Below are 12,397 nucleotides of genomic sequence, written 5' to 3' on the forward strand. Positions count from 1 at the left end.
GGCGGTGGCTGTACGGCTTTCCTGTTTTGGCGATTGCTTGTGGCAACCTAATTACATGCGCTCGAAAATACCTGCGGCTCCCATACCGGTGCCAACGCACATCGTAACCATGCCGTACTTCAGGTTGCGACGGCGCAGCGCGTGGATTGTGGTTGCAGCACGAATCGCACCGGTGGCGCCGAGCGGATGGCCCAATGCAATCGCGCCGCCGAGCGGGTTGACCTTGGCTGGATCCAGTCCAAGGTCTTGAATCACTGCCAGCGATTGTGCGGCGAATGCTTCATTCAATTCGATCCAATCCAGCTGATCCTGGGTGATGCCGGCTGCGCGCAGCGCGGCAGGGATGGCTTCTTTCGGGCCGATACCCATGATTTCAGGCGGCACACCACGCACCGCAAACGACGCAAAGCGCGCCAGCGGGGTCAGGTTGAATTGCTTCAGGATCTTTTCGCTGACCAGGATCAAAGCACCCGCGCCATCGGAAGTTTGCGAGCTGTTACCGGCAGTGACGCTGCCTTTCGCTGCGAATACCGGCTTCAGCTTGGCCAATGCCGCCATCGACGAGTCGGCACGCGCGCCTTCGTCGCGATTCACGGTGCGGGTCTTGATATCGATCTGGCCGGTGGCCAAGTTCGGAAAGCGCTCGATGATGTCGACCGAAGTCATTTCGGCATCGAACTCGCCAGCCTGTTGGCCGGCAATCGCGCGCCGATGCGATTCCAGTGAGAACGCATCCTGCGCTTCACGCGAGATTTTCCATTGATCGGCCACTCTTTCGCCGGTCAGGCCCATGCCATAGGCCATGCCGACGTTTTCGTCCTTGAACACATTCATGTTGACCGACGGGTGGAAGCCCATCATCGGCACCATCGACATCGACTCGGCGCCGCCGGCGATCATCACATCGGCTTCGCCGACGCGAATACGGTCGGCCGCCATCGCGATTGCAGTGATGCCGGATGCGCAATAACGATTCACGGTGACACCGCCGATGCGGTTCGGCAAACCTGCCAGCAACACGGCGTTACGCGCCATGTTCAAGCCTTGCGCGCCTTCCGGGAACGAGCAGCCGATGATCGCATCTTCGATCAGTTGCGGATCCAGGTTAGGCACCTGGGCCAGCGCCGATTGCAATACGCGCACCAGCAGATCGTCCGGGCGGATGTTTTTGAACATGCCGCGTGGAGCTTTGCCGATAGGCGTGCGGGTCGCGGCAACGATGTATGCGTCTTGAAGTTGTTTAGTCATTTCCAGCTCCTGTTTTAGTCAGTTGGGGACAGAGTAATTCGTCGCAAGGTTAGCCTTGGCGACTTTTAAACCCTGTCCCGCAATTGTTTTGGCTTAGTTGTATTAGTTGCGCACGGGTTTACCAGTTTGCATCATGCCCATAATGCGCTCTTGCGTTTTCGGGTTATTCAGCAACTCTACAAAGGCCTTGCGCTCCAGATCGAGCAACCATTGTTCGTTTACCACACTGCCTTCTACAACCTCACCACCGCAAACGATGTTGGCGATCATGCTGCCCAGTTTGTAGTCGTGAGCGGAAATGAAACCGCCGTCGCGCATGTTGACCAGCTGCGCCATGATGGTGGCGACGCCGTAAGCGCCGACCACCGGAATCTGCGCCTTCAGCGGCGGACGATAGCCGGCGTCGAACATGGCGCGCGCTTCGACCTTCGCCACGTGCAGCAATTCATAGGCGTTGAAGACGATCACGTCGTCGGCTTTCAAATAGCCCATGCTCTTCGCTTGCAATGCCGATTTCGAGACATTGGCAGTCGCCGCATTCATGAACGATGTCTTCAGGAATTGCAGGATGTCGTTGCCCTTGGCATCGTTGGCGGCGCGTACTGCCGCTTCCTTCAAACCGCCGCCGGCCGGAATCAAGCCGACGCCGACTTCGACCAGACCGATGTAGGACTCGATCGAAGCCACGCGCTTGGCGGTGTGCAAGGCCAACTCGCAGCCGCCGCCCAGCGCCAGGCCGGCAATCGCGGCAACCACTGGCACGTTGGCGTATTTGAGCGCCATGAAGGATTGCTGCAATTCAGCCACCATCGGCTCGATCGCCTTGGCGCCGCCCGACATGAACAACGGCAGCATCGACTGCAAGTCGGCGCCGGCCGAGAAGGCGCCGCCTTCGGCCGAATCCGATTGCCACAACACCAGGCCCTTGAAGTTCTTTTCGGCTTCGGCCAGCGCCTTGTTCAAACCGGCGATCACGCCTGGTCCGATCACGTGCATCTTGGTCTTGAACGACAGGATCAAGACATCGTCGTTCTGATGCCAAATGCGTACCGAGTCATCTTCGAAGAAGGTGGTGCCGGCGGTCTTGCCGTCGGCCACGCCTTCACCCAGCAGCGGTGCGCGGAACACCTGACGCTGATAAACCGGCAGATCGGAACGGGCAACACTGGCTTTCTTGGCCGGCGAGTAAGAGCCTTGTGCAGTGTGCACGCCGGCATTGTCGTTAACCTGGCCTTCGAATACCCAGGCTGGCAACGGTGCATTGCACAGTGCCTTGCCGGCGTCGATATCTTCCTTGACCCAGGTAGCGATTTGCTGCCAGCCCGCGGCTTGCCAGATCTCGAATGGGCCGACGCTCCAGCCGAAGCCCCAGCGCATCGCGAAGTCGATATCGCGCGCATTGTCGGCGATCGATTCCAGATGCACGGCGATGTAATGGAAGCCGTCGCGGAAAATCGACCACAGGAATTGCGCTTGTGGATTGGTCGACTCGCGCAAGGCTTTCATGCGCTTGACCGGATCCTTGTCTTTCAGGATGCGCACCACCAGGTCGTCGGCCTTGCCGCCGCCTGCTACGTATTCGCCCTTGGCGGCATCAATCCGCAGGATGTCCTTGCCGACCTTCTTGTAAAACCCGGCGCCGGATTTTTGACCCAGCGCGCCTTGCTCGACCAGTTTGGCCAGCAGCGGCGGCGTTGCGTACACGCCGTAGAAAGGATCGTCCTTCAGGTTGTCCTGCATGGTCTTGATCACGTGACCCATGGTATCCAGACCAACCACGTCGGCGGTGCGGAAGGTGCCCGACTTGGCGCGACCCAGTTTGGAGCCGGTCAAATCATCGACCACATCGACCGACAGACCGAATTTTTCAGCTTGATGCGCGGTCGACAGGATACCGAACACGCCAACCCGGTTGGCGATGAAATTCGGGGTGTCTTTAGCGCGTACCACGCCCTTGCCGAGCGTGGTGGCCAGGAAGCCTTCCAGCTGATCGAGGATTTCCGGCTTGGTGGTCGCGGTCGGGATCAACTCGACCAAATGCATGTAGCGCGGCGGGTTGAAGAAGTGGACGCCGCAGAAACGTGCCTTCAGTTCAGCATCGAAACCTTCCGACAGTGCGGTGATCGACAGGCCCGACGTGTTGGATGCGAAGATCGCGTTTGGCGCGATGTGCGGAGCCACTTTCTTGTACAGGTCGTGCTTCCAGTCCATGCGCTCGGCAATCGCTTCGATGATCAGGTCGCAACCTGCCAGCAGATCGAGATTGTCTTCGTAGTTGGCGACTTCGATCAGCGCAGCGTCTTCCTTGTTGCCGAGCGGCGCCGGGCTGAGTTTTTTCAGGTTGTCGATAGCGCGCAGAACGATGCCGTTCTTCGGACCTTCTTTGGCAGGCAGGTCGAACAGCACGACCGGCACTTTGGCGTTGAGGCAATGTGCGGCGATTTGGGCACCCATCACGCCGGCGCCCAGAACGGCGACTTTCTTTACGATGAAATTGGACACTTGTAACTCCTGGTTGGTTTAATCAGTTGGATACGGAGCGATTAATTAGAACAAATCCGCGTCAAGTGCCATCAACGTGGCAGAGCCGGAACGCGCCTGACGGATCAGCATCGCTGTTTCCGGCAGCAAACGAGCGAAATAGAAACGTGCGGTGGCCAGTTTCGAAACGTAGAACTTGTCGCCGGAATCTTGCTTGGCCAACGCGATCTTCGCCATTTGCGCGAAGAAGTAGGCGTACACCAGATGACCGACCACGCGCAGGTATGGCACTGCTGCGGCGCCTGCTTCGTCTTGATTCTGGAACGACTTCATGCCGATTTCCATGGTCAACTTGGTGACTTTGTCGCCCAGATCGGCGAGTGGCGTGATGAACTCGGACAACGCATCGTCGGTGCCGTTTTCTTCGATGAATGCCTGCACCTTGGCGCCGAATTTCTTCAGCTTGGCGCCGCCGTCCATCAACACCTTGCGGCCCAGCAGATCCAGCGACTGGATCGTGTTGGTGCCTTCGTAAATCATGTTGATGCGGGCGTCGCGCACGTATTGCTCCATGCCCCATTCAGCGATGAAACCGTGGCCGCCGTATACCTGCATGCACTCCGAGGTGGCAGTCCAGGCATTGTCGGTGATGAAGGCTTTGACCACCGGGGTCAGCAACGCGACTTCATCGGCCGCGTCTTTACGCACCGCTTCGTCCGGATGGTTCAGCTCTTTGTCGAGTTGCAATGCGACGTAGGAACAGAAAGCGCGCGCGCCTTCGGCATAGGCTTTGGCGGTCAGCAGCATGCGGCGCACGTCCGGATGCACGATGATCGGGTCGGCTGGCTTGTCTGCGGCCTTGATGCCCGACAGGCTGCGCATCTGGATACGATCCTTGGCGTACACCAGCGCATTTTGATACGCCACTTCGGTCAGTCCCAGGCCTTGCATGCCGACGCCGAGCCGTGCTGCATTCATGAACACGAACATCGCATTCAAACCCTTGTGCGGGCCGCCGATGATCCAGCCGGTCGCGCCGTCCAGGTTCATCTGGCAAGTCGAATTGCCGTGGATGCCCATCTTCTCTTCGATCGCACCGCAAGTGATCGGGTTGCGCGCACCGAGCGAACCGTCGGCATTCGGCAGGAACTTCGGCACCAGGAACAGCGAAATCCCTTTCGAGCCTTCCGGTGCGTCCGGCAAACGTGCCAGCACCAGATGCAGGATGTTGGCCGACATATCGTGCTCGCCGGCCGAAATGAAAATTTTGCTGCCGGTGATCTTGTAGGAACCATCTTCCTGCGGCACTGCCTTCGAGCGCAGCAAGCCCAGATCGGTGCCGCAATGCGATTCGGTCAGGCACATGGTGCCAGTCCATTCGCCGGAAACCAGCTTGGGCAAATACAGCGCTTGCTGTTCTGGCGTGCCGTGCGCGTGCAGGCATTCGTAGGCGCCGTGAGACAAGCCCGGGTACATGGTCCAGGCCTGGTTGGACGAATTCATCATCTCGTAGAACGAGTTGTTGATCACCAGCGGCAAGCCTTGGCCGCCGAATTCCGGATCACATGACAATGCAGGCCAGCCGGCTTCCACGTATTGCTTGTAGGCTTCCTTGTAGCCCTTCGGCGTGGTCACGGTCTGCGTGGCCTTGTCGTGATGGCAGCCTTCGCGATCGCCGGAATGGTTCAATGGGAACAGCACTTCGGAGGTGAACTTGCCGCCTTCTTCCAGCACTTGGTTGATGATGTCCGCATCAATCTCTGCATGCTTCGGCAATTGCTTCAGCTCGTCTTCGACATGCAGCAGCTCGTGCATGACGAATTGCATATCTCGCAGCGGCGCGACGTATTGACCCATGGTGTTCTCCTGAAAATTGAGTGTATTGGTTTTGTCAGGCTGCCTTCTAGGCAGCGGATTTGTGATTCGTTGCTGAGGATTTCTTAGTCGCCGGTAGCGGCTTCGTATTGCGGTAGCTGTCGATCAGGCGCTCAAACCCTTTTTGCGCACGCTCCACGCTGCCAGCCTTCTTCAGAAAACGCGCATCGTGATGCAGCCCCAAAATCAAGCCGTACATCTCGTACACCAGTTGATCGGCATCGGTATCGGCGCGCAAGTGACCCGTTTCGATCGCCTGCAGCGCGCAGCGGTGCAATGCCTGTTGCCAGGTGCGGACCATCGTCACCAACTGATCGCGGATTTCGCCGGGCCTATCGTCATACTCCACCGCACCGCTGATATAAATGCAGCCGGACGCGATTTCGATCGTCACCTGCTTGATCCAGCGCGCAAACATGCCTTCCAGACGGGGCAAACCGCGCGCTTCTTTAACACTGGGATAGAACACTTCTTGCTCGAATTGGCGGTGATAAAGCTTCACCACTTCGATCTGCAAATCTTCGCGCGAGCCGAAATGGGCGAACACGCCGGATTTGCTCATGTTCATCTTTTCGGCCAGCAAACCAATCGTCAAGCCTTCCAGTCCATCGCGGCTAGCCAGTTCGATGGCGACGTCAAGAATCGCCGCGCGCGTCAATTCGCCTTTACGCATAAACCTTGGCGGTGTGTCAGTGTTCGAATGAGCCACAATAATCCTGTCTGGTTGGTATAAGGTCCTTACAGCGCGGTAACTTCAGCCGCTTCGACAACAATACGAACGCTCGTACTATTATCCATCGGACCTGAAATGTCAAACGGCGGCTTAGAGGGCGAATTCTACTGAAAACCGATTCGCAATCCGGCGCCGGCCGGTTCGCGGCGCAGCCTGTCTTTGCTGCTGGAAACCACACATCGGCGGCGAATATCGCGCGCCGTACCTGCTTAGGATTGACTTTTGTCGAGCAAGCGACGATCGCGCTTGGTCGGCCGGCCTTTGATGGCGAAGGTTGGCTCGCGAAAGAACTTCCTGTCCTCGGCCACCGCGGCGCGCTTATTTATACTTTGCTCGGTTTCCCGATAAAGGGTCCGCGCAATCGCTGCCGAGCCGCGGCTGTCGGCCAACTGCAGCACCACCACCTCCCAGGCGTTGGCGCCATTGTCGATCGCCAGGGTGGCGCCGATTTTGAGGCCGTGCGCGGGCTTGATGCGTTCTTCATTCAACCTCACCTTGCCGCTATCAACCGCATCGGTGGCCAGGGTGCGCGTCTTGAAAAACCGTGCCGCCCATAACCATTTGTCGATACGCACGCTGTCGTTGGCATTACTCATGATTTTCTGCCGCTCCATTACACCGGATTGTCGATATCGATGAAGCGATGCTGCAATCCAAAGCGTTCAGCCAGATGCTGGCCCAGCGCCTGCACCCCGTAACGCTCGGTGGCATGGTGACCGGCTGCCAGATAAGCAACCCCGGTTTCACGCGCAAGATGCACTGTCGGCTCGGAAATTTCGCCGCTGATATAGACATTGGCGCCAGCTTCGATCGCATCCCCCAGCATGCTCTGGGCGGCGCCGGTACACCAGGCGACTTGCCCCAGCGCTTGCCCAGGATCGCCGATCAACACTGGCGTGCGGCCCAATTGGCGTTCGATCACGCGCGCCAGGTCGCCGACTGTGTTGACCGACGGATCAACGGCACTGCCCAGCCAGCCCAGATTGTCGTCCCCAAAGCGGCCGCTGGCCGCCAAGCCAAGTTGTTGAGCCAGTTGCACGTTGTTGCCGAAAGTTGGGTGGGAATCGAGCGGCAAGTGATAAGCAAACAAGTTGATGTCATGCGCAAGCAGCAATTTCAGACGCTTGTGTTTTGGGCCGACAACCCGCGCATCCTCGCCTCGCCAAAAGTAGCCGTGGTGCACCAGGATCGCGTCGGCGCCATATTCCAATGCCGCTTCCAGCAAAGCCTGGCTGGCCGTGACGCCGCTGACCAATTTACTAATTTCGGCGCATCCTTCCACCTGTAGCCCATTTGGGCAATAATCTCGGAACTGTGTAATATTTAACGTTTCGGCTAGATATTTTGTAAGTTCAACGCGACTTACCAATTTTTGACTCAATTTACGACCTCACTATGCGACGTTTCTGGCTGTTGTTTGCGCAAACCGTAACCATCGGTTTGGCGATTTGGTTCATTGTAACGACCTTGAAGCCTGACTGGGCAAGCGGCTCGCTAGCCAGTTTCCCGCTGCATATCGCGTCGTCTCATGTAACGCTACATGAGGTTGCGCCTGGAACGCCGACGCCGGGTTCATATCGCGAAGCATCGCGTCGGGCCATGCCCTCTGTCGTGAACATATTCACCAGCAAAGAGGCAAAACAGCGTAGCTCCCCATTCCTGGAAGATCCTTTGCTCAGGAAATTCTTCGGCGATCGCGGCGACGATCCGGACGAAAAGCAGGCAAGTCTTGGCTCAGGCGTGGTGGTCAGTTCGCAGGGTTATATTTTGACCAATAATCACGTGGTCGAAGCAGCCGACGAGATCGAAGTAGCGCTGGCAGACGGCCGTAATGCATCGGCCAAAGTGGTCGGCACCGATCCGGAAACCGATCTGGCGGTGATCAAGATTGATTTGCCGAATTTGCCGGCGATCACGCTCGGCCATGTCGAGCAATCCAGCGTCGGCGACGTCGTGCTGGCAATCGGCAACCCATTTGGGGTCGGCCAGACTGTAACGATGGGCATCATTTCCGCACTCGGCCGTAACCATCTCGGCATCAACACTTTCGAGAACTTCATTCAGACCGATGCCGCCATCAATCCCGGCAATTCAGGCGGTGCGCTGGTCGATACCAACGGTAACCTGCTGGGCATCAATACCGCGATCTACTCACGTACCGGCGGCTCGCTCGGGATCGGTTTTGCGATCCCCGTGACCACCGTAAAAAATGTGATGGAATCCATCATCAATACCGGCCATGTGGTACGCGGCTACCTTGGCGTAGAACCGCAGGACATTACCCCCGAACTGGCGGAAAGCTTCGGCCTGACCAAGAAAACCGGCGCGATTATCGCCGGTGTCCTGAAAAACGGTCCGGCAGACAAGGCTGGGCTAAAACCCGGCGACATCCTGGTAGCGGTTGAAGGAAAATCGGTCGCGGATATTACCGACATGATGAATCAGATCGCGCAATTGCAACCCGGCAGCAAAGCCAAACTGACGGTATTGCGCAAGACGCGCGAGACCACGCTTGAGGCGGTCATTGGCAAGCGTCCGCCGATGAAACGCGAAGCGCAAGAGTAAATCATTGCGGGACAGAGAAGCCACAACAATTGCGGGGCAGAGTTTAAGAGGCACCGCAGCGTGCCGAATTACTCTGTCCCCAACTAATCAGCCCCCCCTCCCCATACCGCAGGCAAAAGGAAAAGCTGCAATGCACGTGCGTGACCTGACCCAGTACCTGGCCGAATTATCCGAAAACAATAACCGTGCCTGGTTCGTGATGAACAAGCCGCGTTACGATATTTTGCGGGCGGAGTTTCTGGAACTGGTGATCCGATTGATCGCCGACATCAGCAAATTTGATCCGGCCATCGCTGGTTGCAATCCGAAAAAAGCGCTGTTCAGAATCAATCGCGACATGCGCTTCTCGCATGACAAGAGCCCGTACAAAACTACCTTCTCGGCGGCGATCACCGCCAGCGGCCTGAAGAAGCCAAGCCAAGGCGGCGGGCCTGCATATTATTTTCATATCGACGCCGGCGGCACGCTGTTGATCGCTGGCGGCGAATACATGCCGCCGGCAGACCGCCTGCGGGCGATACGCCAGCATGTGATTGCCGATGCCAGCGGCTTCGGCAAACTGCTGAAGAACAAGAAATTGATGGCGGCTTACGGCGGTTTGCAAACCGAAGGCCAATTGACGCGGCCGCCCAAAGGCTTTGATGCGGACGCCCCGCACATTGAATACATCAAGCTGAAGAACTTTATCGTCTGGAAGGAACAGCCGCTGAAGAAGATGCTGTCCGACGCCCTGGAAACCGAGGTGCTTACCGGCTTTAACGATGCTTATCCGCTGGTGAGCTGGCTACGGCAAGTAAAAACGGAATATTGATCAGATCGTTTCTTCCGACTCTGCAGGTGCCTGGGTCGCCTTGACGAATAGCGGCGCGACGAACAGGCCGATCTCATACAACAGGCATAGCGGTACCGCCAGCAACAACTGGCTCATGATATCCGGCGGCGTGACTATGGCCGCTATAACGAATGCGCCCACCACCACGTAGGGGCGAATCGCTTTCAGTTTTTCCAGCGGCACCAAGCCCATACGCACCAGCACGATCACCACGATCGGCACTTCAAACGTCATGCCGAAGGCAATAAACATGGTCATCACAAAATCGAAATAACTGTCGATGTCCGGCGCGACCGAAATCGACTTCGGGGCGAAATTATTGATAAACCGGAAGATCACCCTGAATACCAGGAAATAGCAAAAGGCGATGCCGGTGACAAACAAGATCGACGATGAGATCACCAGCGGTGCAATCAGCTTCTTTTCATGCGCGTACAAGCCGGGTGCAATGAATGCCCACAATTGGTACAGCACCCATGGCAACGCGATGACGAAGGCGAGCAGCAGCGTCACCTTGACTGGGATCAGAAATGGCGTAATAACCCCGATAGCAATCATCTTGCTGCCGGCCGGCAAAGCCACCATCATCGGCTCCGCCAGCAAGTCATAGATATGCGCGGCCCAGGGCATCAGGCACAAAAAGATCACAATGATCGCGATCGACGCCTTCATCAGGCGATTGCGCAACTCCACCAGATGCGAGATGAAGGTTTCCTCGACGCCGCCGGTTTTCTGTTCTTCAGTCATTGTGTCACTACAAAAGTTTTATGCCGGCAAGCGCGCTTGCGGAACTCGACAAACTCGACTCGGGCCGAGTTCATGAATAAAAAGAGCCGGAAGTTTTGGTGCTGCCGGCGGGTCGGTATCTGGCCACCCGTGCGGCGCCGGATATCACGCGCACCTTGCGGCCGCTTTGTTGTTTGTACCACGCTGGAATGGCGCTGGTACGCGCCAGCTTCTTCTTGCGGAAATTCTTGGCCTTACGCGCCAACTGTTCAACATTATAGGTGTCGACGTGATTGCTAATGCCGTCGACGCCATCGTCCCAGGCCGCATGCAGAGAGCGCTTGGTATCGGATACGCTGCGCGCAATGCTCTGCTCGATATCGCTGGCGGCTTCCTCCACGTCCTGTTGCATCTTGCGCAACTCGTCCAGCTCCATCTCGCGACTGACTTCCGACTTGACTTCGTTGATGTAGCGCTGCGCGCGGCCGAACAGCGACCCGGCCATGCGAGCCACGGTCGGCAGCTTTTCCGGTCCGATAACAACCAGTGCAACGGCGCCAATCACCGCTAGTTTTGTGAGTCCGATATCGATCATGGGAAGGAGCGACAAACATCAAGCCAGGTGCCGGTACGACAGAAACTCAAGCGGCACCGATGGCTCAGTTGCCGGACTTATCCTTTTCTTTGGCAGCCACGTCAATCGTCGTCTTGTCGGATTGCGCAGCTTTTTCTTCTTCGCCTTTGACGCCATCCTTGAAGCCTTTGACAGCCTTGCCCAGATCGGAGCCTATATTGCCGATTTTCTTGGTGCCAAATACCAGCATCACAATGACCAGCACAATCAGCCAGTGCCAAATACTGAACGAACCCATTTTTTCTCCTTGCCGGACGCAAATGCCCGAACTTCTTTCATTAAGTCAGCTTAGGCCTTGAAACCTTACAAAACCACCGGTCACCCCGAAAAACCTACTATGCGACCCAATCTCGGGCCTGTGATGCTCACCGTACCTCCGTACGGCTCCGCTTCTCGACCCGACCTTGAGCCGCTCGCTACGGTTTTTCAAGATGCCCCACCGTCAAATCAGTGCATTCCCCGCCACGGCCGAGGCCCGCCAATTACATGCATATGCAAATGGTACACCTCTTGACCGCCATCCGGCCCGACGTTGAATAGCGTCTTGTAGCCGCCGCTGCTAACGCCGTCGCCATCAACCTGGTAGCCGCAGCCCTGCTCTTGCGCCAGCCGCGGCGCCAGGAGCGCCATTTTACCCAGCAATACCGCATGTCGCTCATCACAATCAGCGAGGGTCGGAATATGCTGTTTCGGGACGATCAGAAAATGGACTGGCGCAGCGGGACGGATGTCATGAAACGCCATCAGGTCGTCATCTTCATAGATCAGCTTCGATGGAATCTGTTTGGCAGCAATCTTGCAAAAAATACAGTTATCCAAATTATCCCCAGGTGTCAAATTAGTCTGAAATAGTGCGGCAAGTCCAACTTGTTAGATCTTGTCCTGATCGGCCTCATGCTGTTCACGTGCTAGCAATTTGCGGTTGGCTTTTTCCTCGATACCGGACAGTCCTTCGCGCCGCGCCAACTCATCCAGCACGTCTTGCGGCGTCAGATCGAATTGCGCCAGCATGATCATCGAATGGAACCACAGATCGGCACACTCGTACAACACATGTGAGACATCGCCATCGACCCGCGCATCCTTGGCAGCCATCACGGTTTCGGTGGCTTCCTCGCCGATCTTTTTCAAAATCGCATCGTCGCCCTTGGCGAACAAACGCGCCACATACGACTTTTCAGGGTCGCCGCCGTTGGCAAGCTTGCGCGATTCTATGATCTCGGCCAGGCGCTGCAAGGTTTCACTCATGATGCCAACTTTTGATAAATGTTCATGGTTGCGTATTTGTTATTTTTGCAGCTTC

At 56.9% G+C, this 12,397-nt stretch carries 13 protein-coding genes; 2 read left to right on the forward strand and 11 right to left on the reverse strand.

The genetic code is table 11. The features are described from left to right. Window positions 1-51: 51 nt before the first annotated feature. The 6 genes from ACFPM8_RS03010 to ACFPM8_RS03035 form a co-directional block, all read right to left on the reverse strand. Window positions 52-1,248 carry an acetyl-CoA C-acyltransferase gene (locus ACFPM8_RS03010; protein WP_378994845.1) on the reverse strand — a complete coding sequence of 399 codons (1,197 nt, stop codon included), beginning with the start codon at window positions 1,246-1,248 and terminating at the stop codon, window positions 52-54. A 102-nt stretch (window positions 1,249-1,350) separates the two neighbouring features. Beyond that, a complete protein-coding gene (locus ACFPM8_RS03015; protein ID WP_378994847.1) occupies window positions 1,351-3,750 on the reverse strand; it encodes a 3-hydroxyacyl-CoA dehydrogenase/enoyl-CoA hydratase family protein in 2,400 nt (799 codons plus the stop codon). Between the two features lie 45 nt (window positions 3,751-3,795). Beyond that, window positions 3,796-5,586, reverse strand: coding sequence for an acyl-CoA dehydrogenase C-terminal domain-containing protein (locus ACFPM8_RS03020; protein ID WP_378994849.1), 1,791 nt, complete (start codon window positions 5,584-5,586; stop codon window positions 3,796-3,798). Between the two features lie 46 nt (window positions 5,587-5,632). Continuing rightward, entirely contained in the window at window positions 5,633-6,277 is a 645-nt protein-coding gene (locus ACFPM8_RS03025; protein ID WP_378994851.1) for a TetR/AcrR family transcriptional regulator, read from the reverse strand. Window positions 6,278-6,546: 269 nt separating this feature from the next. Further along, entirely contained in the window at window positions 6,547-6,933 is a 387-nt protein-coding gene (locus tag ACFPM8_RS03030; protein WP_378994853.1) for an RNA-binding S4 domain-containing protein, read from the reverse strand. Between the two features lie 17 nt (window positions 6,934-6,950). Next, window positions 6,951-7,718, reverse strand: coding sequence for a Nif3-like dinuclear metal center hexameric protein (locus ACFPM8_RS03035; RefSeq protein ID WP_378994854.1), 768 nt, complete (start codon window positions 7,716-7,718; stop codon window positions 6,951-6,953). A gap of 14 nt (window positions 7,719-7,732) precedes the next feature. Here ACFPM8_RS03035 and ACFPM8_RS03040 point away from each other — a divergent pair, with 14 nt between their 5' ends. Together ACFPM8_RS03040 and ACFPM8_RS03045 are read left to right on the forward strand one after the other, a co-directional pair. Beyond that, window positions 7,733-8,902: a Do family serine endopeptidase gene (locus ACFPM8_RS03040; RefSeq protein WP_378994856.1), complete on the forward strand. Its 1,170-nt coding sequence runs from the start codon at window positions 7,733-7,735 to the stop codon at window positions 8,900-8,902. 130 nt (window positions 8,903-9,032) lie between these two features. Continuing rightward, window positions 9,033-9,713 carry a DUF2461 domain-containing protein gene (locus tag ACFPM8_RS03045; RefSeq protein WP_378994858.1) on the forward strand — a complete coding sequence of 227 codons (681 nt, stop codon included), beginning with the start codon at window positions 9,033-9,035 and terminating at the stop codon, window positions 9,711-9,713. On the opposite strand, the gene tatC is transcribed toward ACFPM8_RS03045, so the two are convergent. The 5 genes from tatC to ACFPM8_RS03070 all read right to left on the reverse strand — a co-directional run bounded on the left by tatC (window position 9,714) and on the right by ACFPM8_RS03070 (window position 12,342). Then, window positions 9,714-10,481 carry a twin-arginine translocase subunit TatC gene (gene tatC / locus ACFPM8_RS03050; protein WP_378994860.1) on the reverse strand — a complete coding sequence of 256 codons (768 nt, stop codon included), beginning with the start codon at window positions 10,479-10,481 and terminating at the stop codon, window positions 9,714-9,716. Window positions 10,482-10,551: 70 nt separating this feature from the next. After that, window positions 10,552-11,055, reverse strand: coding sequence for a Sec-independent protein translocase protein TatB (gene tatB / locus ACFPM8_RS03055; RefSeq protein WP_378995719.1), 504 nt, complete (start codon window positions 11,053-11,055; stop codon window positions 10,552-10,554). A 64-nt stretch (window positions 11,056-11,119) separates the two neighbouring features. After that, the gene (tatA, locus tag ACFPM8_RS03060; RefSeq protein ID WP_378994862.1) at window positions 11,120-11,332 is read right to left on the reverse strand and encodes a Sec-independent protein translocase subunit TatA; all 213 of its coding nucleotides are present in this window, start codon (window positions 11,330-11,332) and stop codon (window positions 11,120-11,122) included. A 209-nt stretch (window positions 11,333-11,541) separates the two neighbouring features. Beyond that, window positions 11,542-11,913 carry a histidine triad nucleotide-binding protein gene (locus ACFPM8_RS03065; RefSeq protein ID WP_378994864.1) on the reverse strand — a complete coding sequence of 124 codons (372 nt, stop codon included), beginning with the start codon at window positions 11,911-11,913 and terminating at the stop codon, window positions 11,542-11,544. A gap of 51 nt (window positions 11,914-11,964) precedes the next feature. After that, window positions 11,965-12,342: a phosphoribosyl-ATP diphosphatase gene (locus ACFPM8_RS03070; protein WP_378994866.1), complete on the reverse strand. Its 378-nt coding sequence runs from the start codon at window positions 12,340-12,342 to the stop codon at window positions 11,965-11,967. Window positions 12,343-12,397 lie beyond the last annotated feature (55 nt).

Origin of the sequence: Paraherbaspirillum soli (genome assembly GCF_042654985.1) — a bacterium.
In the GTDB taxonomy this organism is placed as follows: Bacteria; Pseudomonadota; Gammaproteobacteria; order Burkholderiales; family Burkholderiaceae_D; genus Paraherbaspirillum; species Paraherbaspirillum soli.

What these genes read in the sequence shown, in the direction of transcription:
- ACFPM8_RS03010 (WP_378994845.1), bottom strand. Translation starts at nt 1,248, where the DNA reads ATGACTAAACAACTTCAAGACGCATACATCGTTGCCGCGACCCGCACG.
- ACFPM8_RS03020 (WP_378994849.1), bottom strand. Translation starts at nt 5,586, where the DNA reads ATGGGTCAATACGTCGCGCCGCTGCGAGATATGCAATTCGTCATGCAC.
- ACFPM8_RS03025 (WP_378994851.1), bottom strand. Translation starts at nt 6,277, where the DNA reads ATGCGTAAAGGCGAATTGACGCGCGCGGCGATTCTTGACGTCGCCATC.
- ACFPM8_RS03030 (WP_378994853.1), bottom strand. Translation starts at nt 6,933, where the DNA reads ATGAGTAATGCCAACGACAGCGTGCGTATCGACAAATGGTTATGGGCG.
- ACFPM8_RS03040 (WP_378994856.1), top strand. Translation starts at nt 7,733, where the DNA reads ATGCGACGTTTCTGGCTGTTGTTTGCGCAAACCGTAACCATCGGTTTG.
- ACFPM8_RS03045 (WP_378994858.1), top strand. Translation starts at nt 9,033, where the DNA reads ATGCACGTGCGTGACCTGACCCAGTACCTGGCCGAATTATCCGAAAAC.
- tatC (WP_378994860.1), bottom strand. Translation starts at nt 10,481, where the DNA reads ATGACTGAAGAACAGAAAACCGGCGGCGTCGAGGAAACCTTCATCTCG.
- tatB (WP_378995719.1), bottom strand. Translation starts at nt 11,055, where the DNA reads ATGATCGATATCGGACTCACAAAACTAGCGGTGATTGGCGCCGTTGCA.
- tatA (WP_378994862.1), bottom strand. Translation starts at nt 11,332, where the DNA reads ATGGGTTCGTTCAGTATTTGGCACTGGCTGATTGTGCTGGTCATTGTG.
- ACFPM8_RS03070 (WP_378994866.1), bottom strand. Translation starts at nt 12,342, where the DNA reads ATGAGTGAAACCTTGCAGCGCCTGGCCGAGATCATAGAATCGCGCAAG.